The organism is Azotobacter tropicalis (assembly GCF_059739045.1).
Genome location: NZ_AP046059.1, coordinates 1,610,762 through 1,634,265 on the forward strand (window position 1 = coordinate 1,610,762; position 23,504 = coordinate 1,634,265).

General features: G+C 61.9%; 17 protein-coding genes and 3 pseudogenes. 2 read left to right on the plus strand and 18 right to left on the minus strand.

Annotated features, from left to right (window positions below):
* Positions 1-20: 20 nt before the first annotated feature.
* Positions 21-598, plus strand: a pseudogene (locus tag Atro_RS07495) (cob(I)yrinic acid a,c-diamide adenosyltransferase).
* Here the strand turns inward: Atro_RS07495 and Atro_RS07500 are convergent.
* The 4 genes and pseudogenes from Atro_RS07500 to secA all read right to left on the minus strand — a co-directional run bounded on the left by Atro_RS07500 (position 599) and on the right by secA (position 6,380).
* Entirely contained in the window at positions 599-1,540 is a 942-nt protein-coding gene (locus tag Atro_RS07500; protein ID WP_497927079.1) for a Nudix family hydrolase, read from the minus strand.
* Positions 1,537-2,181: a glutathione S-transferase family protein gene (locus Atro_RS07505; protein ID WP_497927080.1), complete on the minus strand. Its 645-nt coding sequence runs from the start codon at positions 2,179-2,181 to the stop codon at positions 1,537-1,539. The genes Atro_RS07500 and Atro_RS07505 overlap by 4 nt, the downstream gene beginning before the upstream one ends.
* Before the next feature lie 76 nt (positions 2,182-2,257).
* Positions 2,258-3,475: a bifunctional glutamate N-acetyltransferase/amino-acid acetyltransferase ArgJ gene (argJ, locus tag Atro_RS07510; RefSeq protein ID WP_497927081.1), complete on the minus strand. Its 1,218-nt coding sequence runs from the start codon at positions 3,473-3,475 to the stop codon at positions 2,258-2,260.
* A 161-nt stretch (positions 3,476-3,636) separates the two neighbouring features.
* Positions 3,637-6,380: pseudogene (gene secA / locus Atro_RS07515) on the minus strand (preprotein translocase subunit SecA).
* A 259-nt stretch (positions 6,381-6,639) separates the two neighbouring features.
* Between secA and Atro_RS07520 the strand changes: the two are divergent.
* Positions 6,640-7,092: a DciA family protein gene (locus Atro_RS07520; RefSeq protein ID WP_497927082.1), complete on the plus strand. Its 453-nt coding sequence runs from the start codon at positions 6,640-6,642 to the stop codon at positions 7,090-7,092.
* A gap of 64 nt (positions 7,093-7,156) precedes the next feature.
* Here the strand turns inward: Atro_RS07520 and lpxC are convergent, their stop codons facing one another.
* From lpxC to ftsL, 14 genes and pseudogenes are all read right to left on the minus strand, one after another.
* Positions 7,157-8,068 (minus strand): UDP-3-O-acyl-N-acetylglucosamine deacetylase, encoded by a 912-nt coding sequence (lpxC, locus tag Atro_RS07525; RefSeq protein WP_497927083.1) that lies wholly within the window; start codon positions 8,066-8,068, stop codon positions 7,157-7,159.
* A 106-nt stretch (positions 8,069-8,174) separates the two neighbouring features.
* Positions 8,175-9,356 (minus strand): cell division protein FtsZ, encoded by a 1,182-nt coding sequence (ftsZ, locus tag Atro_RS07530; protein ID WP_497927084.1) that lies wholly within the window; start codon positions 9,354-9,356, stop codon positions 8,175-8,177.
* A gap of 43 nt (positions 9,357-9,399) precedes the next feature.
* Complete coding sequence (gene ftsA / locus Atro_RS07535; protein ID WP_497927085.1) at positions 9,400-10,647, minus strand: cell division protein FtsA; 1,248 nt, start codon at positions 10,645-10,647, stop codon at positions 9,400-9,402.
* A gap of 21 nt (positions 10,648-10,668) precedes the next feature.
* The gene (locus Atro_RS07540) at positions 10,669-11,529 is read right to left on the minus strand and encodes a cell division protein FtsQ/DivIB (protein ID WP_497927086.1); all 861 of its coding nucleotides are present in this window, start codon (positions 11,527-11,529) and stop codon (positions 10,669-10,671) included.
* A 3-nt stretch (positions 11,530-11,532) separates the two neighbouring features.
* Positions 11,533-12,480 (minus strand): D-alanine--D-alanine ligase, encoded by a 948-nt coding sequence (locus Atro_RS07545; protein WP_497927087.1) that lies wholly within the window; start codon positions 12,478-12,480, stop codon positions 11,533-11,535.
* Positions 12,477-13,943, minus strand: a complete 1,467-nt coding sequence (gene murC / locus Atro_RS07550) for a UDP-N-acetylmuramate--L-alanine ligase (protein WP_497927633.1) — start codon at positions 13,941-13,943, stop codon at positions 12,477-12,479. Before murC ends, Atro_RS07545 begins: the two co-directional genes overlap by 4 nt.
* A complete protein-coding gene (gene murG, locus Atro_RS07555; protein WP_497927088.1) occupies positions 13,936-15,006 on the minus strand; it encodes an undecaprenyldiphospho-muramoylpentapeptide beta-N-acetylglucosaminyltransferase in 1,071 nt (356 codons plus the stop codon). Before murG ends, murC begins: the two co-directional genes overlap by 8 nt.
* Positions 14,996-16,216 carry a putative lipid II flippase FtsW gene (gene ftsW, locus Atro_RS07560; protein WP_497927634.1) on the minus strand — a complete coding sequence of 407 codons (1,221 nt, stop codon included), beginning with the start codon at positions 16,214-16,216 and terminating at the stop codon, positions 14,996-14,998. Before ftsW ends, murG begins: the two co-directional genes overlap by 11 nt.
* Positions 16,216-17,562, minus strand: a complete 1,347-nt coding sequence (murD, locus tag Atro_RS07565; protein ID WP_497927089.1) for a UDP-N-acetylmuramoyl-L-alanine--D-glutamate ligase — start codon at positions 17,560-17,562, stop codon at positions 16,216-16,218. Before murD ends, ftsW begins: the two co-directional genes overlap by 1 nt.
* A 10-nt stretch (positions 17,563-17,572) precedes the next feature.
* Positions 17,573-18,655, minus strand: coding sequence for a phospho-N-acetylmuramoyl-pentapeptide-transferase (mraY, locus tag Atro_RS07570; protein WP_497927090.1), 1,083 nt, complete (start codon positions 18,653-18,655; stop codon positions 17,573-17,575).
* Positions 18,656-20,023, minus strand: a complete 1,368-nt coding sequence (locus Atro_RS07575; RefSeq protein WP_497927091.1) for a UDP-N-acetylmuramoyl-tripeptide--D-alanyl-D-alanine ligase — start codon at positions 20,021-20,023, stop codon at positions 18,656-18,658.
* Complete coding sequence (locus Atro_RS07580; RefSeq protein ID WP_497927092.1) at positions 20,016-21,479, minus strand: UDP-N-acetylmuramoyl-L-alanyl-D-glutamate--2,6-diaminopimelate ligase; 1,464 nt, start codon at positions 21,477-21,479, stop codon at positions 20,016-20,018. The genes Atro_RS07575 and Atro_RS07580 overlap by 8 nt, the downstream gene beginning before the upstream one ends.
* Positions 21,479-23,217 (minus strand): annotated as a pseudogene (locus Atro_RS07585) (peptidoglycan D,D-transpeptidase FtsI family protein). The gene Atro_RS07580 and the pseudogene Atro_RS07585 overlap by 1 nt, the downstream one beginning before the upstream one ends.
* Positions 23,214-23,483: a cell division protein FtsL gene (ftsL, locus tag Atro_RS07590; RefSeq protein ID WP_497927093.1), complete on the minus strand. Its 270-nt coding sequence runs from the start codon at positions 23,481-23,483 to the stop codon at positions 23,214-23,216. Before ftsL ends, Atro_RS07585 begins: the two are co-directional and overlap by 4 nt.
* Positions 23,484-23,504 lie beyond the last annotated feature (21 nt).

Consider the following 23,504-nt stretch of genomic DNA (forward strand, 5'->3'; position numbering starts at 1 on the left):
CCCGCCGGGCAAAGACAGCGATGGGCAACCGACTCTCGAAGATTTATACGCGCACTGGCGACGCTGGCGAAACCGGCCTGGGCGATGGCCGACGAGTATCCAAGGACCATCCCGGGTGGAGGCCATAGGCGAAGTCGACAGCCTGAACAGCCAGCTTGGCCTGCTGCTCGCCGGGCTGGACGAAGAACAGGCACTCTGGCCGGACCTCGGAGAGCTAAGCGAAATCCTAGCGCCTTGCCAGCATCGCCTGTTCGATCTCGGCGGCGAACTGGCAATGCCCGCCTACCAGGCGCTCGGAAAATATGAGATCGCTCGTCTGGAAGTAGCCATCGACCGCTGGAACGCCGAACTGGGTCCCCTGCGGGACTTCATCCTGCCCGGCGGCTCGCGACTGATCGCCCAGGCCCACGTCTGCCGCAGCCAGGCGCGCAGCGCCGAACGGCGCTGCCAGCAGTTGAATGCCGTCGAGGCGCTGCGCCCGGAACTCCTCGCCTACCTCAACCGGCTCTCCGACCTGCTGTTCGTCGCCGCGCGCCTGATCGCACGTCGCCAAGGCCGGACGGAAATCCTCTGGCGGGCAGCCACTCCACCCGCCTGATCACTCCGGCCAGAACCCACGGATACCAGCGACCCCCTGGGCACCGGCGTGCCAGGCACGCGTCAAATGCTGGCTGTCGAGTCCACCAAGCAGGAAAGCCGGCCGGTCGAAGCCCTGCAGCAGCTCGGCCGCCTGCTCCCAGCCTAGCGGATTGACTTCGGGATGGCTGCGGGTCGCCTCGACGGGTGACAGAGTAACGAAGTCCACGCCCATCTGCGCTGCGAGGGCCAGCTCCTCGGCATCGTGGCAGGAGGCAGCCAGCCAGCGCTCGGCCGGAAAAGGCCGGCCGTTGGCGGCATAGTCGCGCAATTGACGGGCGGTCAGGTGCCAACCGGCGGCCGGGAAGTCGCCGAGCCACTCTAGCGGCCCCTTGAGCATCAGCTGCGCTCGCCCGGCGCAGAGCCCCTGCACATCGACCGCCACGTCCCGGTATTCGGGATCGAACATATTCGGCGCACGCAGCTGGACCAAGCGAATACCACCCTTCAGAGCAGTCCGCAGCCCCTGCAGCAGCGCCTGTGAGGAGAGATTGTCCGGTGTGATCAGGTAGCGCTCGGGCAACCGCGCCGCAGCGACGATCGGATAGTTGGCGGCAGGAAACCGATACTCCGGCAGCTGCTGCGGGGCCACCCAGGCCAGCGCCTGCCCCTCGGCACCGTGGGGCTCGCCGGTGAAGGCGCCGACCTCCCAGACATCCAGCAGCACCCGCTGATCCGGGTAGTCGTGACGCACTTGAATCAATGGTCTGGCCGCCGTCACGCAAATGCCCAACTCCTCCTCCAACTCGCGGGCCAGGGCTGCCTCGATCGCCTCGCCTTCCTCGACCTTGCCGCCGGGAAATTCCCAGAGGCCGCCTTGATGCTTCTCCTCGGGACGCCTGGCGATCAGTACCCGGCCGTCGGTGCCGCGGATCACTGCCGCCGCGACATGTACTCGCTTCATTCGATTATCTCCGTTTCCTGCAAGGCTGCCTGATACCAGCGCTGGAAGGCCGGCCACTGGTAGATGGTTTCCACATAGGCCGCTGCCGGCTCGGGCAGGGATACCGCATAGCTGCGCAGGCGGGCCGCCACCGGTGCATAGAAGGCATCGGGAATGCCGGCATGACCGAACAGGAAAGCGCCATCTGCGCCAAAACGCTGCCGGCAATCGGCCCAGAGCGTGCAGATCCGGCCGATATCCTCCTGCACGGCAGTCGGCAACGGCTGTGCCAATGGTCTCGGCCGGCGCCGAAGATCCATCGGCAAATGGCTGCGCAGGGCAGCAAAACCGCTATGCATCTCGGCACATATCGAGCGCGCCACCGCCCGCGCGTACTCGCCACGCGGCCAGAGATGGCACTCCCCGTAGGTTTCGGCCAGGTACTCGGCGATCGCCAGTGAGTCCCAAACAGGGCCCTCTTCGGTCAGCAGAACCGGGACCTTGCCGGTAGGCGAATGGCTCAGCAGACGGGCGCGACTCGCCTGCTGATACAGGGGAATCCGAACTTCCGTATAGGGCTCCTCGGTCAACTCGAGCACCAGAGCGGCACGCATCGACCAGGAGGAGTAGTTCTTGTTGCCGATGATCAGAGTCAGGGACATGACAGTCTCCTTGGCTGCGGACAGTCCACGACACACGAGTACCGTTCCGTCTCGCAGCCTGCCGCTCGGGCAGCCTTTACGTCCGGTATTCGGCGTTGATCTTCACGTACTCGTGAGACAGGTCGGTGGTCCAGATGGTTTCGCTGCAGGCTCCCCGCCCCAGCTCGATGCGAATGCCGATTTCCGCTTCGGCCATCACCGCGGCCCCCTGCTCCTCGGTATAGGTCGGTGCACGGCCGCCCTGCCTGGCGATACAGACATCGCCGAGAAAGACGTCGATCCGGCTCACGTCAAGCTGCGGCACGCCGGCACGGCCGACGGCGGCGAGAATGCGCCCCCAGTTCGGGTCGGAGGCGAACAGCGCCGTCTTGATGAGCGGCGAATGGGCAACGGCATAACCGACGTCCAGACACTCTTGGTGGGTGGCGCCGCCGTTGACCTGCACGGTGACGAACTTGGTCGCGCCTTCGCCGTCGCGGACGATGGCTTGGGCCAGCTCCATGCTCACTTCGAACAGCGCCTGCCTGAACTTGGCGAACAACTCGCCCTCGGCAGTACGGATCTCCGGCACGTTGGCCTGACCGGTGGCAATCAGCATGCAACAGTCGTTGGTGGAAGTATCGCCGTCGATGGTGATGCGGTTGAATGACTTGTTCGCTGCATCGCGCAGCAGGTCCTGCAGCACCGGCTGGGCGATCCTGGCGTCGGTGGCGATGTAGCCGAGCATGGTGGCCATGTTCGGACGGATCATTCCGGCCCCCTTGGAAATGCCGGTGATCGTGACGGTCGCCCCATCATGCACGAATTGACGGCTGGCGCCCTTGGGCAGGGTATCCGTAGTCATGATGCCTGCGGCGGCAGCCGCCCAGTTGTCGACCTTGAGATCGGCCAGGGCAGCCGGAAGCGCGGCCTCGATCTTCTCCACCGGCAGTGGCTCGCCGATAACGCCGGTGGAGAACGGCAGTACCGCCGCTTCGTCGATCCCAGTCAACTCGGCCAGGCGGGCACAGGTACGCGCTGCGGCCTGCAGGCCCGACTCGCCGGTACCGGCATTGGCATTGCCGGTATTGGTCAGCAAATAGCGCACGGCGCCCTGCACACGCTGCCTGGCGAGAATCACCGGCGCCGCGCAGAAGGCGTTGAGGGTAAACACACCGGCGACCGTAGAGCCTTCGGCACAGCGCATCACCACCACATCTTTGCGCCCAAGGCGCTTGATGCCGGCAGAAGCGATGCCGAGTTCGAAACCGGGGACCGGGTGCAGGGTGGGCAGAGGGCCAAGACCGACAGCCATGAAGGGCTCCTTCGTATAGGTTCTATTGAGTGAGCGTACCGGAGGTACGGAGAGCGGGCGGAAAAACGCCGCGGCCGGTCGGACCGGGCGCGGCGTTGCGGATGATGCGGTTTTGCGCATCCATACCAGACCAGCTGCGCCGAAACGCAGCCCAGATGACTCTAGTTGAGCTGCCCGTGACAGTGCTTGTACTTCTTGCCAGAGCCACAGGGGCAAGGCTCGTTGCGTCCGATCTTCGGCTCGGGACGTGTCGGCACATCCGCTGGCTGAGGCTCCTCGATGACCTCGAGATCGCCAGCCTCGATCTGCGGCGCCAAAGCCGAAGCGGCGGCATGCTGGAACTGCATGCGGCGGGCCAGGGCCTCGGCCTCACGACGCAGACGCTCTTCCTCTTCGGCCGGATCCTCGCGACGGACCTGAACATGGGAAAGTACGCGGATGGCATCGCGCTTGATCGACTCGAGCAGGGTCTGGAACAGCTCGAAAGATTCGCGCTTGTATTCCTGCTTGGGATTCTTCTGTGCATAACCGCGCAGATGAATACCGTGACGCAGATGATCCATAGTCGACAGGTGGTCCTTCCACAAGTCATCCAGGACACGCAGCAGGATCTGCTTCTCGAAGGTGCGCAGGGCTTCGGCCCCGGCGATCTCTTCTTTCTCCCGATAAGCGGTCAGTAGCGCCTCGAGAATACGCTCGCGCAGCGCCTCCTCGTGCAGCCTGTCGTCTTCCTCAAGCCACTGTTGCAGAGGCAGAGTCCCCCGAAATCGCTCTGCAGCGTGGCCTCTAGGCCCGCGACATCCCACTGCTCGGGCAGCGACTGTGGCGGGATATGCTGGTCGATGGCCGAACCCAGCACATCTCGACGGAACTCGGCAATGGTTTCACCGATATCCTCGGCCATCAGCAGACTGTTGCGCATGTGATAGATCACCTTGCGCTGCTCATTCGCCACATCGTCGAATTCGAGCAATTGCTTGCGCATATCGAAGTTACGACCCTCGACTTTGCGCTGGGCCTTCTCGATGGCATTGGTCACCATGCGATGCTCAATGGCCTCGCCAGTCTGCATGCCGAGCGCCTTCATGAAGTTCTTCACCCGGTCGGAGGCGAAGATACGCATCAGGTTATCTTCCAGGGACAGGTAGAAGCGGCTGGAGCCCGGGTCACCCTGACGGCCGGCCCGACCGCGCAGCTGGTTGTCGATACGACGGGACTCATGGCGCTCCGAGGCAATCACGTGCAGACCGCCGGCCTCGATCACCTGCTGATGGCGCTTCTGCCAGTCGGCCTTGATCTGCGCGATCTGCTCTTCGGTCGGATTGTCGAGCGCGCTGATCTCGACCTCCCAGTTGCCGCCGAGGAGGATGTCAGTACCCCGGCCAGCCATATTGGTGGCAATGGTCACCGCACCGGGACGACCGGCCTGGGCGATGATCTCGGCCTCTTTTTCGTGGTACTTGGCATTCAGCACCTGATGCGCGATGCCTTCCCTCTTCAGCAGTTGGGAAACGTACTCGGAACTTTCGATCGAAGCAGTGCCCACCAGAACCGGACGCCCCAGGGCCTGGCACTCCTTGATGTCGGCGATGATCGCCGTGTATTTCTCTTCCTGGGTCAGGTAGACCAGATCGTTGAAGTCCTTGCGCGCGATCGGCCGGTGAGTCGGGATCACCACCACATCGAGACCGTAGATCTGGCGGAACTCGAAGGCCTCGGTGTCGGCGGTACCGGTCATGCCGGCCAGCTTGCGGTAGAGGCGGAAATAATTCTGGAAAGTGGTAGAGGCAAGGGTCTGGCTTTCCGCCTGGATTGGCATTCCCTCCTTGGCCTCGATGGCCTGGTGCAAGCCTTCGGAGAGACGGCGGCCGGGCATGGTCCGGCCGGTGTGCTCGTCGATCAGCAGCACCTGGTTACCCTGCACGATGTACTCGACGTTGCGATGGAACAGGACGTGCGCACGCAGCCCCGCATAGACATGGGTGAGCAGCGGCAGGTTGTGGGCGGAGTAGAGGTTTTCGCCCTCGGGCAGCAGGCCGGCGCGGGTCAGCAGCTCCTCGATGAACTGGTGACCCTGCTCGGTCAGCTCGATCTGCCGGGTCTTCTCGTCGACAGAGTAGTGCCCTTCCTGGGTCACCACGCCCTCCTCTTCCTCGATATGACGCTTCAATTGCGGAATCAAGGCATTGATCTGCAGGTACAGGTGTGAGCTGTCTTCGGCCTGGCCGGAAATGATCAGAGGAGTTCGTGCCTCATCGATCAGGATGGAGTCGACCTCGTCGATCACCGCATAGTTGAGTTCGCGCTGAAACTTATCCTCCAGACTGAAGGCCATGTTGTCGCGCAGGTAGTCGAAGCCGAACTCGTTGTTGGTGCCATAGGTGATATCGGCAGCATAGGCGGCACGCTTCTCCTCCGGTGGCTGGAAAGGCGTAACCACACCGACGGAGAGGCCGAGGGACTCATACAGCGGGCGCATCCAGTTGGCATCGCGACGGGCCAGATAGTCGTTCACCGTCACCACGTGCACGCCCTTGCCGGCCAAGGCATTGAGATAGACGGCGAGAGTCGCTACCAAGGTCTTGCCTTCACCAGTGCGCATCTCGGCGATCTTGCCCTCATGCAGGACCATGGCACCGATCAGCTGTACGTCGAAGTGGCGCATGCCCATCACCCGCTTGCCCGCCTCGCGGGCGGCAGCGAAGGCTTCCGGCAACAATTGATCGAGGGTTTCTCCCTTGCCGAGACGCCCCTTGAACTCCTCAGTCTTGGCGCGCAACTGCTCGTCCGTCAGCGCCACCATCTGCTCTTCGAGGGCATTGATCGCCCGCACGGCTCGACGCATGCGCTTGACTTCACGATCGTTCTTGCTTCCAAAGAGCACTCTTAACAAAGGCGCAAACATATCGACAGGTTCTTCCTCACATATGAATGGAGGGTGGGCACGAAGCCGACCCGGCAGCCGGGGACGGCCGCGATGGGAAAAAGGCATTCTACCCGCAAATCCGTCCGGCAAGAAAAGCGACATCGTGCGGCCGCGCCAAAAGTGCCAAAAGCCGCATGGTTGGCGCAGACACGGCTACCATCGGCCAACGCGTGAAGCCAGTTTAGGCGCAGGTTGGGTTCTGCTAGCATAAGCATCCTCCCCATCAGGCCCCCCCATAATGACCTTCCGCCCCCTGCCGGCCAAAGCCCCTGCCGCGCTGCTGCGTGAGGCCAAACCTCTCAAGTCGCTGTTCAGCCACACTCAACAGCTGATCCAATTGCAGGAACTGCTGGACAGCCAGTTGCAACCGGCGGCGCGCGGGCATTGCTATGTAGCCTCTTGGCGTGAAGGTTGCCTGCTGCTGATCGTCACGGACAGCCAATGGGCTACTCGACTGCGTTACCAGCAACGCCGCCTCCAGCGTCAGCTACTGGCCTTGGAGGCGTTCCGAGGGCTGACCAAGATCCTCTTCAAGGTACAGCCGCCTATACAGGCGGGTCCCTCATACAGCCGCACGACCAGGCTATCTCCGGCTGCCGCCGAAAGCATCCAGACGGCTGCCGAGGGCATTGATGATCCCAAGCTCCGAGCCGCTCTGGAACGGCTGGCACGGCATGCCCAATCCGACTAGCCAAAAGAAAGGCTGCCTACAGGCAGCCTTGAGGAAGGAAAAGGAAAAAGGGAAAACGTCTGGGTCAGACTGCTGCCACAGGGCGCATATAGGAGATGGGAGCACTCGAGGCATCCTCGAAGGTAACCACTTCCCAGGCATCCTTCTGTTCGAGCAGGGCGCGCAGAAGGCGATTGTTCAGGGCATGTCCCGATTTGTAGCCCCGGAATTCGCCGATCAGGCTGTTGCCCAACAGGTAGAGATCGCCAATCGCGTCGAGGATCTTATGCTTGACGAACTCGTCCTCGTACCGCAGGCCGTCCTCATTCAGCACACGATGCTCGTCGACCACAATGGCATTATCCACGCTGCCGCCGAGTGCCAGGTTGTGCGAGCGCAGGAACTCAATATCACGCATGAAGCCGAAGGTTCGTGCGCGACTGACCTCCTTAACGAATGAGGTGCTGGAAAAATCGATACTTGCCGTCTGGGTGCGCCCACGGAACACCGGATGATCGAAATCGATTTCGAAGCTCACCTTAAAACCATCGAATGGTAGGAAGACGGCACGCTTGTCGTCTTCCTCTACTGCCACTTCCTGCTTGATGCGAATGAACCTCTTGCAAGCCTCCTGCTCCTGCAAGCCCGCCGACTGAATCAGAAAGACGAAGGGACCAGCACTGCCATCCATGATCGGCACTTCGGGCGCGGAGAGTTCGACGTAGGCATTATCGATCCCCAGACCGGCCATGGCCGATAGCAGATGCTCCACGGTATCTACCTTGATCTCACCCTTGACCAACGTGGTGGACATAGTGGTTTCACCGACGTTTTCAGCCCTTGCAGGGATGTCTACCGCCGGATCGAGATCGATACGCCGGAACACGATCCCCGTGTCTACGGGAGCGGGCTTCAGGGTCAAGTAAACCTTTTCCCCCGAATGCAAACCCACTCCTGTGGCACGGATAATGTTCTTCAGGGTGCGTTGTTTGATCATGGTTTGGCCGCTAGCAGTTGCGAATCTTTTTCAATAAACGGCAAAGATAATAGCAGAACCGACCTTTGCTGGACACCAATCAAAACACCACAAAAGATAGACAAAATCAATCAGCCTGACGACGCAAGAAGGCCGGGATGTCCAGATAATCCAGATCGTCCTGCGGGTTGAGCTTGGCAGCCGTGGCGCTGGCAGCATGGCTTTGACGCTGCACGGTGGGACGCTCGTAGTCCTTGTAGTTGACCGCTTGGTCGCCGCGCGGTACGGCAGGAGTGGTAGTGGCGTTGGTCGGCTGCAAGGTGTTGTCCACTACCTTCATCGGCTTGTCAGTGCGCGCACCTAGGCCAGTGGCGACTACGGTCACATGCAGTTCGTCGCGCATCTCCGGATCGATCACGGTACCCACCTTCACCATGGCCTGGTCGGATGCGAACTGTTCGATGATATTGCCGACATCGGAGTACTCGCCCAGGGATAGATCAGGGCCCGCGGTGATGTTCACCAGAATGCCACGGGCTCCCTGCAGGTGGACGTCTTCCAGCAGCGGGTTGCGGATAGCTGCCTCGGTGGCCTCACGGGCACGGTTCGGACCGCTAGCACAACCGGTCCCCATCATGGCCATGCCCATCTCGCTCATCACGGTCTTCACGTCGGCGAAGTCGACGTTGATCATGCCGGGGCGCTTGATGATGTCGGAAATGCCGCGGACTGCGCCAGCCAACACGTCGTCGGCCTTGGCGAAGGCTGACAGCAGGCTGGCATCCTTACCAAGAATGGTCAGCAGCTTCTCATTGGGAATGGTGATCAGCGAGTCGACATGCTCGGCCAACAGGCGGATGCCCTCCTCGGCGACCTGCATGCGCTTGCGTCCTTCGAACGGGAACGGGCGGGTCACCACGGCCACGGTCAGGATACCCAACCCTTTCGCCACCTCGGCGATGACCGGCGCCGCACCAGTACCGGTACCGCCGCCCATGCCAGTGGTGATGAATACCATGTCGGTACCCTGCAGCACCTCGGCGATACGGTCGCGGTCCTCCATGGCGGCTTCGCGGCCGACCTCAGGATTGGCGCCAGCGCCCAAGCCCTTGGTCACCCCCGATCCCAGTTGCAGTACAGTCCGTGCAGTAATGTTCTTCAGTGCTTGGGCATCAGTGTTGGCACAGATGAACTCGACCCCTTCGATGTTGGTGGCTGCCATGTGATTCACCGCATTGCCACCACCACCGCCGACGCCGATCACCTTGATCACTGCGCTTTGCGGAACGTTATCTACGAGTTCGAACATAAACCCTCTCCTTTCCTTTTCTTTTTACTGCCTACTGCCGTTGTCAGAAGTTGCCCTGGAACCAGCGTTTGAGCCGCTCCAAGACAGATAGCTTGGTGTCTTCGCTGAAACTGCCAGAACTGGACGGGGATACGCCATCAGCCTGCTTCTGCAGCCCGTAGAGCAGGAGCCCCACCCCCGTGGAATAGATCGGATTGCTGATCACGTCATCCATTCCCTTGACGCTGTGCGGCACGCCTAGGCGGACCGGCATATGAAAGATCTCCTCGGCCAGCTCGACCGCCCCCTCCATCTTCGCCGAGCCCCCGGTGAGGACAACGCCGGCGGGGATCAAGTCCTCGTAGCCACTGCGCTGCAGTTCGGCATGGATCAGGCTGAACAGCTCGTCGTAGCGAGGCTCGACCACCTCGGCCAGCGCTTGGCGGGAGAGCTCCCGCGTGGGCCGCTCGCCAACGCTGGGAACATTGATGGTTTCGCCAGCGCCGGCCAGCTTTGCCAGAGCGCAGGCATAACGGATCTTGATTTCCTCGGCATATTGGGTCGGCGTGCGCAATGCCATAGCGATGTCATTGGTGACCTGATCGCCGGCGATCGGAATCACTGCGGTATGGCGAATCGCCCCCTCGGTAAAGATGGCGATATCGGTAGTACCGCCACCGATGTCCACCAGGCATACGCCCAACTCTTTCTCGTCCTCAGTGAGCACCGCATGGGCCGAAGCCAGCTGCTCGAGGATGATGTCGTCGACCTCCAGGTCGCAGCGGCGCACGCACTTCTCGACGTTCTGCGCCGCATTCACCGCGCAAGTCACCACATGCACCTTGGCCTCCAAGCGTACGCCGGACATGCCCAACGGTTCGCGCACACCCTCCTGGTTGTCGATCACATAGTCCTGCGGCAGGGTGTGCAGCACCCGCTGATCCGAAGGAATCGCCACTGCTTGGGCCGCATCCAGAACGCGCTCCAAGTCGGCCTGACTGACCTCTCGGTCACGAATGGCGACAATCCCGTGGGAGTTCAAGCTGCGGATATGGTTTCCAGCCAAACCGACGAAAGCCGAGTGGATCTGGCAGCCTGCCATCAACTGGGCCTCCTCCACCGCCCTCTGGATGGACTGCACGGTGGATTCGATATTTACCACCACACCCTTCTTCAAGCCCCGCGAAGGGTGGGAGCCGATGCCGACGATTTCCAACTGGCCATCGGCTGCCACCTCGCCCACCAGGGCCACTACCTTGGAGGTACCAATGTCAAGACCAACGATCATCTTGCCGCTCTGCGCGCTTGCCATATTGTCTACTTGCTCCTCAACTCAGTGCACAGCGGCGGGTTCGGCCGCCGTGGGCGCGACCGGCTCGCGCCAAGCCACGGCGAGGCCATTGGCATAACGCAGATCGATGCGCGCGATATTCGCGTTCTGTTCTTTCAAGGCCCGCTCATAAATGGCGCTGAAGCGACGCATCTTGGCGAGCAGATGGTCACGCCCGAGCAACAGCTCGATGCCCTGGGTGGTGGTGACATACCAACTGCCCCGCTCGCGCAACTCCAGGCGGGCAATGGAAAAACCCAGCGGCCTGAGCATCTGGTTGAGCACATGGTATTGCTGCATCACCTTTTCCTGGGCGTGCAAGGGGCCAGCCAGCTGCGGCAGATGCTCGTAGTGAGATACTTCGCTCGGAGCAAAGGCTTCGCCCTGGTTGTTCAGCAATGCTTCGTCTCCCCAGCGCGCGATCGGCAACTGCTCCTCCAGATGGACCACCAGTTGATCCGGCCATACACGCCTCACTTCGGCTTTGGCGATCCAGGTCATGCTCTCAAGGTCGTTGCGGATGCCGGCTAGGTCGACACTGAAAAAGCTGGCCTGACGGAAGGGCGCGATACGATCGAGGACCGCCTGGCTGCTGACGTAACTCAGATGCCCCTCGAGTTTGACATCGGCAATCGGCTGGTCGGCATAAGGCATCAGACGCAGCCCCAAGAAGTAGCTGCCAGCCCCAAGGGCTGCCAGCAGCAACAAACCGCCCAGCTTCTTCAGCAGGCTCATGCCTAGCTTCGACAGACGCGCCGACACGGGCGGCTTGGCCACCATGCGGCTGGCCCCCCGACGCGCCGACTTGCGCGCCGGAATGCGACCTGCTCCCGGCTGTCGATGACGAAGCATGGTGCCGTACATGGCTTACCCCCTTGCCTCGACGCTGTCGGCCAAGACCGCCAACACCAGTTGCTGAAAATCCAGCCCGGCGGCACGCGCCGCCATCGGCACCAGGCTATGATCGGTCATGCCCGGCACCGTATTGACCTCGAGCAGCCAGAAGCGACCCTCGGCATCCTGCATCACGTCAACCCGGGCCCATCCCTGTACCCCCACGGCCTCGCAGGCACGCGCGCACAACCCCTTCAGCTCCTCCTCCTTGCTGGCGTCGAGCCCGCAGGGAATCCGGTACTGGGTATCCGAAGCCAAGTACTTGGCGTCGTAATCGTAAAAGCTGTGCGGCGTACCCAAGCCGATCGGTGGCAATACCTGGCCACGCAGCAATGCCACAGTGAATTCCGGCCCCTGGATCCACTGTTCCACCAGCACCTGGGAATCGTAGGTGCGGGCGGCCTGCCAGGCGGCAATCAGCTCGTCGACGTCGTTTACCTTGGCCATCCCGATGCTGGACCCCTCGTGGGCCGGCTTGACGATCAGCGGAAAGCCGAGGGTCTGCGCGGCCGCCCGACAATCAGGCTCGCTGACCAACACCGCGTGACGCGGGGTCGGCAATCCCAGGCTCTGCCAGACCTGCTTGGTGCGCAACTTGTCCATCGCCAGTGCCGAGGCGAGAACGCCACTACCGGTGTAGGGAATGCCGGCGCACTCGAGCAATCCCTGCATGCTGCCATCCTCACCGCCGCGGCCATGCAGGACGATGAAGGCGCGATCGATCCGCTCGCGACTCAGCCGCTCGAGCAGAGCGTCGCCGACGTCGATGCCGAAAGCATCTACGCCAGCACTTTGCAACGCCTCCAGCACAGCCTGGCCGGACCGCAGGGAAACTGTGCGCTCGGAGCTCTTGCCGCCGAACAGTACGGCAACACGGCCGAAGGCTTGCGGAGCCAATGTGGATTGCAGGGCGTGAGTCATGACATGTCCCTCTGGGCGACCGCCTCGGGCTGGCCACCGAACAACGAATTCTGGAGCAGTTGCGGAGCGAGGCCGCCGATATCGCCAGCCCCTTGGCAGAGCAGGATGTCGCCGGGGCGCAGTAGCGGTTTGAGCAGCGGTGCAATATCCGTACTCCGCTCGACATAGATCGGGTCCAGCTGGCCACGCTGGCGGATGCTGCGGCACAGGGTGCGACTGTCGGCACCGGGGATCGGCTCCTCGCCAGCCGGATAGACCTCCATCAGCAGCAGCACATTGGCATCGGACAGAACTTGGACAAAATCCTCATAGAGATCGCGCGTCCGCGTGAAGCGATGCGGCTGATAGACCATCACCAAACGTCGCTCCGGCCAACCGCCACGAACCGCCTTTATGACCGCAGCAACCTCACGCGGATGATGGCCATAGTCGTCGACCAGCATCACACTGCCGCCTTCGACTTGCAGCTCGCCATACACCTGAAAACGCCGACCGACTCCCTGGAAGCCCGATAGTCCCTGGACGATAGCGGCATCCTCGATGCCTTCGTCACAAGCGATAGCGATAGTTGCCAGGGCATTCAGCACGTTGTGCACCCCCGGCATATTGACCGACACTTCGAGTGGAGCGCGCCCTTGGCGCAACACAGTGAAGTAAGTGCGCATGCCTGCCTGGCGAATGTCAATAGCGCGCACGTCGGCATCTTCGCTGAGGCCGTAGGTGATCGTCGGACGGGCGACCAGGGACAGGATTTCGCGCACCACCGGATCATCCACACAGAGCACCGCCAGGCCATAGAACGGCAGGTTGTGCAAGAAGTCCACAAAGGTCTTCTTCAACCGACTGAAGTCGCCCGCGTAGGTGTCCATGTGGTCGGCATCAATGTTGGTGACCACCGCCACCAGAGGCTGCAGATGCAGAAAGCTGGCATCGCTCTCGTCAGCCTCGGCGATCAGATAGCGGCTGCTGCCGAGCTGAGCATTGGTGCCGGCGGCATTCAGCCGGCCGCCGATGACGAAAGTCGGGTCAAGACCGCCAGCGGCGAACACCGAGGCGATCAGGCTAGTGGTGGTGGTCTTGCCATGGGTGCCGGCCACGGCGATGCCATGCCGGTAGCGCATCAACTCGGCGAGCATTTCCGCCCGCGGCACTACCGGAATGCGCCGCTCCAAGGCAGTCGCCACCTCCGGGTTGGCACTGCTCACCGCGCTGGAAACCACCAGTACGTCGGCGCTGGCGGCATTCTCGGCGCGATGACCGATATAGATTTTCGCGCCGAAGCTTTCTAGGCGCGCAGTCACTGGCGAAGCCTTTAGATCGGAGCCGGAAACCTCGTAACCAAGATTCAGCAGCACCTCGGCAATACCGCACATGCCGACCCCGCCGATGCCGACGAAATGAATACGTCCGATGCGGCGCATTCGACGGATTTCAGCCTGGATCGCCTCCTTGGACTTAACCACGCGCCACCTCCAGGCAGACGTCCACGACCGTGCGGGTCGCATCGGGTTTAGCCAGGCGGCGGGCACTGGCGGCCATGTTTTCGAGTTGCTCGGGGTACATCGTTATCTCGGTCAGACGTGCGGCTAGATTGGCAGCCGTCGTGGTCACTTGCGGCAACAAGAAAGCCGCGCCCTCCTGCGCCAAATAATCGGCGTTACGGGTCTGATGATCGTCGATGGCATGGGGTAGCGGCACCAACAGGGCTGGCAGCCCGGCGGCGGCCAACTCGCTCACGGTCAAGGCACCGGCACGACAGACCACCAGGTCGGCCCAGGCATAGATACGGGCCATGTCCTCGATGAAGGGCACAACCACTGCCTCGACTCCAGCCTCGCGATAACGCTCGGCAGTGATCTCATGGTGCTGGCGGCCGGCCTGGTGGAGAATCTCCGGCCGTTGACCAGCCGGCATCAGTGCCAGAGCCGCAGGCAACAGCTTATTTAAAGGTTCGGCGCCTAGACTGCCGCCCAAGATCAGCAGATGCGGCCGACGCCCTTCCAAAGGCTGACGCGCTGTGCTCAGAAACAGCTCTGTGCGCACCGGATTGCCGGTGGTACGCCGCTTGTCGGTGACACTGAAGGTATCCGGAAAGGCCTCACAGACCCGACTGGCGAGCGGCGCCAGTGCCCGGTTGGAGGTGCCGGCCACGGCATTCTGTTCGTGGATGATCAGAGGCACACCGGCCAGCTTTGCCGCCACACCACCGGGACCGGTGACAAAGCCCCCCATGCCCAGCACGCATACCGGGCGCAACTCGTGCATGATCCGACGAGCCTGGAACAGCGATCTGAGCAGCTGGAAAGGTGCCTTGAGCAGTGTTGTCAGCTCCTTACCACGCAACCCGCCGATCTGGATCCGATGCAACGGCAGTCCCGTCGGCGGCACCAGATCGTTCTCGATTCCGCGCGGCGTGCCCAGCCAGTGCACAGCGTAGCCGCGCGCCTGGAATTCGCGGGCACAGGCGAGCGCCGGGAACACATGCCCCCCGGTACCACCGGCCATGATCAGTACGTTAGCGCTCATCGGCTTGCTCCCCATAGTCTTCGGCAAAATCCTCCTCGCTGAACCGCGCATTCTCGTTGCCCAGTTGGGTACGGCGTTCCCAGTCAAGGCGCAGCAACAGGCCCAGGCTGACGCAACAAATCACCAGCGAACTGCCGCCATAGCTGAGAAAGGGCAAGGTCAGTCCCTTGGTTGGCAGCAGACCGACATTCACCCCAATATTGATGAGAACCTGACCGATCCACAAAAAGGCCAGTCCATAGGACACGTAAGCCGAGAAGTAGAGCTTCGCCTTCTCTGCCCACAGACCGAGATAAAGGGCCCGCACACAGACGAAGGTGAACAGGCCGAGCGTGGCTAGCGCGCCGAACATGCCCAGCTCCTCGGCCAGCACGGAGAAGACAAAGTCGGTGTGCGCTTCCGGCAGATAGAACTGTTTCTGAACACTATTGCCAAGCCCGACGCCCAGCCATTCGCCACGTCCGAAGGCAATCAGCGCCTGAGTCAGCTGGTAGCCGGCACCAAACTGATCGGCCCAGGGATCGGTGAAGGTGATCAGCCGCTGCAAGCGGTATTCCTGTGTCTGTACCAGAACGAACACCGCACCGATGGCGGCGGCGGCCAGCAGGGTAAAACGGAACAGGCCAACCCCACCGAGGAACAACATGGCCGCAGCGGAGCCCAGCATCACCACGGTGGCACCGAAGTCCGGCTCAAGCAGCAGCAGCCCGGCCAGTGGAATCAGCACGATGATCGGCTTGATGAAACCGATCCAGCGCTGGCGCACCTCGTCCTCGCGGCGCACCAGATAGCCCGCCAGGTAGATCACCACGAACAGCTTGGCAATCTCCGACGGCTGGACGTTGAAGGCACCGAAGCCGATCCAGCGCATCGAGCCATTCACCTCACGGCCGATGCCCGGGACCAGCACAAGAATCAGCACACCGAAGGCAGCCAACAGCAGCTTGCCACCCATGCTCTGCCAGGTTTCCAGCGGCACCAGCATCACCACACCGCCGGCAACGAGGCCGATCACCAGATACACCAGGTGCCGGACCATGTAATAAAAAGTGTTGCCAGCCTGTACCGCCGCCACCTCGGAAGAAGCCGAGGTGATCATCACCAGTCCCAAGCCGAGCAGGGCCAGACAACCTGCCAGCATCGGGAAATCGACATCGAAGCCGCGCCGATTGAACAGCGGCGATGGATAGGGACGCAGCAGGGCCCGTATCAAGAGAGCTCCTCCACTGCCAAGGCGAACAACTGCCCGCGCTCCTCGAAGCTCCGGAACATATCCAGACTGGCGCAGGCCGGCGATAACAACACGGCATCACCCGTCTCGGCCAAGGCAGCCGCGCGCTCGACCGCCTCACCCAGCGTCTTGACCCGGATCAGCGCTACGGCGTCCTCCAGCACTGCGGCAATGCGCTCAGCATCGCGGCCGAGCAGGATCACGGCGCGGCAGTGTTCGGCAATTGGCTGGCGCAGGGTGGAAAAATCCGCGCCCTTGCCGTCACCGCCGGCAATCAATACCAGCTTGCCGGCGATATCCACACCCAGCCCTTTGATTGCAGCCAACGCGGCGCCGACATTGGTAGCCTTAGAGTCATCGTAATAACCGACCCCGCGCAATTCACGCAGCCACTGGCAGCGGTGCGGCAGCCCGGCAAAGCCCCTCAGGGTGTCCAGCATCGGCGCGAACGGCAAGCCAGCCGCATGGCCCAGTGCCAGTGCCGCCAAGGCATTAGCCTGGTTGTGGGCGCCACGAATTTTCAGCTCGCGGACCGGCAGCAGTGCCTCGAACTGGAAGGCCAAGTACTTCTCGCTGCCTTCCTCAAGCAAGCCGAAGCCCTTGAAGTCCGGCTTACCGAGGCCGAAGGTCCAGCACGGTAGCTGGTCGGCGACCAGCGGGCGGGACAGCACATCGTCGCGGTTTACCACCACCTGCTTGGCCCCGCGGAAGATGCGGTGCTTAGCCAGGTGATAGGCCTGCAAATCGGCATAGCGATCCATGTGGTCTTCGCTGACATTAAGACAGGTGGCTACCTCCGCATTCAACCGCTCGGTGGTCTCGAGTTGGAAGCTGGAGAGCTCCAGCACGTACAACTCAACGCTGTCATCCAGCAGGTCGAGGGCTGGCATACCCAGATTGCCGCCCACCGCCACCCGTCGACCGGCCGCGCGGGCCATCTCGCCAACCAAGGTGGTCACGGTACTCTTCGCATTGGAGCCGGTGATGGCGACGATCGGCGCCTTGGCATGCCGGGCGAACAGCTCGATGTCGCCAGACAGCCTCACGCCACGCGCTGCTGCAGCCTGCAGGGCCGGTGTGACCAACGCCAATCCCGGGCTGACGTACAGCTCGCTGGCGCGACAGAGGAAGTCGACATCCAGCGCACCGCAACGCACCTCGACCTGCGGGAACTGCTCCCTGAGCGTGGCCAGCTCCGGAGGATTGGCGCGAGTATCGACTACGGCGAAGTGCGCTCCCTGGCGAGCCAGGAAACGCACCAGGGACATGCCGCTCTTGCCGAGGCCGACAACGATGCGGAATTGGTCGGAAGCGATCAGGCTCATTCCCTTGTCCTCAGCGCAGCTTTAGCGTGGCCAGGCCGATCAGCACTAGGATCACGGTGATGATCCAGAAGCGCACGATCACCCGCGGCTCTGGCCAGCCCTTCAGTTCGAAGTGGTGGTGGATCGGCGCCATGCGGAACACGCGCTTGCCGGTCAGCTTGAAGGAGGCAACTTGGATCATCACTGACAGAGTTTCCATGACAAACACGCCGCCCATGATGAACAGCACCACCTCCTGGCGGACGATCACCGCGATGGTGCCCAGCGCTGCGCCCAGCGCCAAGGCTCCAACGTCGCCCATGAAGACCTGGGCCGGATAGGTGTTGAACCAGAGGAAGCCGAGGCCTGCGCCGATCAGCGCGCCGCAGAACACGATCAGTTCGCCGGCGCCTGCCACGTTGGGAATCAGCAGGTATTCGGCAAACTTGGCATTGCCGGACAGGTAGCAGAAGATGCCCAGGGCGCCGCCAACCATCACCGTCGGCATGATCGCCAAGCCATCGAGGCCGTCGGTCAGGTTTACCGCGTTGCTCGAGCCGACAATGACGAAATAGGTCAGTACGATGAATGCGGCACCGAGGGGAATTTCGATGGTCTTGATCAGTGGCAGGATCAGGGTGGTCTCGACGGGCGTTTGCGCAGTCATATAGAGGATGAGCGCAGCACCAAGGCCGAACACCGATTGCCAGAAGTACTTCCAGCGGCTCGGCAGACCTCGAGAATTTTTCTCGATCACCTTGCGATAATCATCAACCCAGCCGATGGCGCCGAATAGCAAGGTCACGGCCAACACGACCCAAACGTAGCGGTTGGACAGGTCAGCCCAGAGTAGGGTGCTGATGGTGATCGCAGACAGAATCAGCGCGCCGCCCATGGTCGGCGTGCCTTTCTTCGACAGGTGCGATTGCGGGCCGTCGTCCCGCACCGCCTGACCGATCTGGCGGATCTGCAGGGTCCTGATCATCCAGGGGCCCAGACACAGGGCCAGGATCAAGGCCGTCAGAACCCCGAGAATCCCGCGCAGGGTCAGGTACTGGACGACCGCGAAACCGGTATGGAACTGTTGCAGATACTCTGCCAGCAGCAGCAGCATTTAGGGAGTCTCCTCGCTGGAACCGCAGAGAGTCGAGACGATCTTGTCCATCGCCGCACTTCGCGAACCCTTGATCAGAATGGTGGTATTGGAATGCTGCTCGCCGTGCAAAGCCTCGAGCAGACTGGATTGGTCGGCGAAGTGCCGGCCGTTGCCTCCGAACGCCTCGACCGCATGGGCCATCAACGGCCCCACGGCGTACAAGGCATCGACCTTGCCGGCAGCATAGGCGCCCACTTGACGATGCCCCTCTTCCGCCCAGGCACCCAGCTCCCCCATGTCGCCGAGGGCCAGGACAGTGCGCCCCGAAAAGCCGGCGAGTATATCGATCGCCGCACACATTGACGCGGGGTTCGCGTTGTAGCTGTCGTCGATTACCCGCATGCCACTCGGCGTAAGCTGAGCCACGGCGCGGCCCTTGACCGGCTGCAGGCTCTCCAGCCCTTTCTGGATTCCGACCAATGGCATTCCCAAGGCGTGAGCCGCAGCCGCGGCCGCCAGCGCATTGGCCACATTGTGCCGGCCAAGCAGATTGAGCTGGATGTGCGCCTCACCAGCAGGGCCTTGCAGCGTGAAAGCCGGGCAGCCACGAATATCGGGACGGATATCCCGCGCCTGAAAGTCAGCGCCGACATCATCCAATGCAAAACTCAACACACGCCGCCCGGCGGCACGCTGCTGCCAGACGGCAAAGGCCAAATCGTCCCGGTTTAGCACGGCGATGCCGTCAGCCGGCAGCCCTTCGAGTATTTCGCCCTTGGCTTCGACGATCTTTTCCGGCCCGCCGAACTCGCCGACGTGGGCTGTGCCGGCATTAGTGATGATCGCCACCTGCGGACGGGTAAGGCCAACGGTATAGGCGATCTCGCCGATCCGCGAAGCGCCCAGCTCAATCACCGCACCGAAATGCTCGGGCGCCAACTCCAACAAGGTTAGCGGCACACCCAAGTCATTATTCAGGTTGCCACGGGTAGCCAGTACCGGACCGCGGGTACGCAGGATGCTGGCGAGCATTTCCTTGACCGTGGTCTTGCCACTGGAACCGGTCACGGCAGCCAATGGACCACTGTAGGCCTGGCGATTGAAGCCTCCCAGTAGACCAAGGGCAAGCCGGGTATCGTCCACCTGCAGTTGCGGCAGTTCGACCCCCGGCACCGTGCGTTGAACCAAGGCGGCCACGGCCCCCTTGGCGGCCACCTCGACAAGGAAAGCATGGCCGTCGAAGCGCGGCCCGACCAGCGCGACGAACAGTTGCCCTGGACGGATCGCCCGGCTGTCGCTGCCTACCGAGCCGAACGCCACATCAACCCCAACTAGGCTTCCTTGCAGCAAACCAGCAACTTCGCTTAGATATAAAGCCTTAAGCATGAGCAGCCCCCCAGGCGTGCAAGGCCTTTGCGGCCTCCTCGGTGTCGGAAAAAGGCTGGCGCACGCCATTAATCTCTTGATAATCCTCGTGTCCCTTGCCGGCCAGCAACAGCACATCGCTCGCTTCGGCCTCAGCAATCAGACGGGCGATGGCCTGGCCACGCCCGTGCAGGTAGACGACCTTTTCCGGTGCGGCAATACCGCTGCGGATATCGGCGAAAATCTGCTCCGGAGATTCACTGCGCGGATTATCGTCGGTGACCAACACTGCGTCGGCCAAGCGCTCGGCAACCGACGCCATCAGCGGACGCTTGCCACGGTCGCGATCGCCACCGCAGCCGAACAAACACAACAGACGTCCACGGGCATGAGAACGCAGCGCCTCCAGCACCTTCTCCAGTGCATCCGGGGTGTGGGCGTAATCCACCACGACCAGCGGTCTGTCGCCGCCACCCAGCCGTTGCATGCGGCCGGCCGGCGCCTGCAATAGCGGCATAACGCGGAGAATTTCGTCCAGGGCAAAATCCAGCCCCAGCAGCGCACCGATTACCGCCAGTAGGTTGCTCAGGTTGAAGCGCCCCAGCAATGGACTGTGCAGTAGCCCTTCACCCTGCGATGTCACCACTTCGGCCCGCACTCCCCGTTCGTCAAAATGTATTCGGCGACAGTGCAAGTGGGCAGAACGATCCTCCAGGCTATAGCCAATCAACCGAGAGGCATGTGCCTCGCGCGCTAGCCGGCGACCAAAGGCGTCATCCAGATTGAGCACCCGACAACGCAGGCCAGGCCAGACGAAAAGTTGGGCCTTTGCCGCGCCATAAGCCTCCATGGTGCCGTGATAATCCAGATGGTCACGTGACAGGTTGGTGAAGATCGCCACATCGAAATTCAGCGCTGCTACTCGTCCCTGCTCGAGACCATGGGAGGAAACCTCCATGGATACGGCACGAGCACCAGCCTGCTTCAGCCTGGCCAGAGTTGCCTGTACACCAAGCGGGTCAGGAGTGGTATGCCGGCCACTCTGCAGGTCGCCGTGAAAACCATGCCCCAGGGTGCCAATCACACCGCAGCGCTCGCCAAGCAGATCCAGCGCCTGAGCTAACAGTTGGCTGACACTGGTTTTGCCATTGGTGCCGGTCACACCGATCAAACACAAGGCACGGCTCGGCTCGCCATAGAAACGCCCGGCAATCGCCGACAATTGCCTACTCAGTCCCCGGATCGGCACTAGCGGCACGCCGCTGCCGGCGAGCAGCGGAGCCCCCTCGGCTTCGTAAGCCACGGCAGCCGCCCCCCTGGCGAGCGCATCGCCGATATGGCTGCGACCATCCTGCCGCCCGCCTGGGACTGCGAGGAATAGATCGCCCGGACGCACGTGACGACTGTCCAAGGTCAACTCACGGATCAGCACTGCGCTCTCGCCCTGAGGCAACAGTTGATTAAGGGGCATAGGCATCAGATACGCTCTCCCTGGCCGGCTACTTCCCTGTCAGCCGTCTTTGTCTCGACCGGCGGTGGCAGGTTATCCGGAGCCACGTTCATCAAACGCAGCGCTCCTGCCATGACCCTGCCAAATACCGGAGCTGAAATCAGACCACCGAAATAAGTGCCGTTGCTCGGCTCGTCGATCACCACGGCCATGGCAATGCGGGGGTTGCTGGTTGGAGCGAAACCAGCAAATAAAGAACGATACGATTTTTCCTTGTAACCCTTAGCGCCTACGCTGGTCTTGCGCGCGGTACCGCTCTTGCCTGCGACGTGGTATCCAGGCACCTTGGCGCGAAACACGCCGCCCGGTGCTTCGACGACCTGTTGCAGCATCCCCTGTATGGTTTTGGCGACGCTGGGCGAAATGACCTGGACGCCCTCCGGCGGGAGTTCTTGCCGGGCCAGCGCTAAGGGTACCGAGCGTCCATCATTGGCCAAGGTGGCATAGGCATGGGCCAGTTGGACGGCGGTCACGGAAAGGCCGTAGCCATAGGACAAGGTCGCAGTCTCTGCCTTGCGCCACTCACGATGGTTGGGCAAGTTGCCGACCCGCTCGCCGGGAAACCCCAAGCCGGTATCCTGGCCAAGGCCAACGCGCTGCATCAGCGAGTAAATGGACTCACCGCCAATATCGAAGGCAACCTTGCTCATGCCGACGTTGCTCGACTTGATCAGGATACCTGTCAAATCGAGCACGCCACCTTCGGCATGAGAGACATCACGAATGGTATAACGCCCGATCTGCAGCCTGCCCGGGGCTACTTCCACCTTGTCTTCCGGCTTCCAACGTCCGGTTTCCAGCGCAGCACTCATGGACAGCGGCTTCATCGTAGAGCCAGGCTCAAACACATCGACCAATGCTCGATTGCGCATGGCTGCCGGATTGAGGTTGCGCTTATTATTCGGGTTGTAGGTCGGCTGGTTAACCATCGCCAGCACTTCGCCAGTCTTCACGTCGAGCATCACCAAAGTACCAGCCTTGGCACCGACCTCGGTGATAGCATTGCGTAACTCGCGGTGCGCCAGATACTGCAGGCGAAGGTCGATGGACAGTTCCAGCGTCTTACCGGCCTTGGCGTTTTGCACCACCTGCACATCCCTGATCAGGCGGCCACGGCGATCCTTGAGCACTTGCCGCTTACCGGGCACACCAGCCAGCCACTCGTCGAAGGCTAGTTCCATACCCTCGCGGCCGTGATCGTCGATGTCAGTGAAACCAAGTACATGGGCAGTGACCTCACCCGCCGGGTAGAAACGTCGAAACTCCTCCAGGGCATAGACACCAGGGATCTTTAGATCGAGTACGGCTTGCCCCTGTTCGGGGTCAACCCCCGGGCCAGATAAGTGAACTCGCGCCCGGCTAGCGATTCCAGCCGCTCGGCAAGTGCTTTTGCGTCCTGTCCTAGAGCCTTGGCCAGAGAACTCCACTGATCGCGCGCACCGATTAACTCCTTTGGATTGCCCCACAGAGTGGTGACCGGAGTACTGACTGCCAGCGGTTCGCCGTTGCGATCAGTGATCAACCCTCGATGGGCGGGAATGGGGATGTGCCGCATGCTGCGTGCATCGCCCTGCCCCTTGAGAAAATCATGATCGAAAATATGCAGGTCGATGATGCGCCAACCGATGGCGGCCACCATCAGCGCCAAAAGAATCAGTACCAGACGGAAACGCCACGGATAGAGTGCCCCCTCGAGCTTCATCATGGCGTCACCAGCCGTACTTCTGCAGGATCTGGAACGCGCATTTTCAGAGTTTCGCTGGCCAAACTCTCGACCCGGCTATGTGCGGTCCAGGTGCTTTGCTCGAGAATCAGCCGCCCCCACTCGGCCTGCAGCTTATCGCGCTCGCTCAACTCGCCGTACAGAGCATTGAGCAATTGACGATTCCAGTAGGCGCTATAGGACACTGCGATTGCGGAAAACAGCGCGGCGGTGAAAAGCACCAACATCAGCAGACTGCCGGTTGGCATGGCCCTGTCCTGTATGAGACG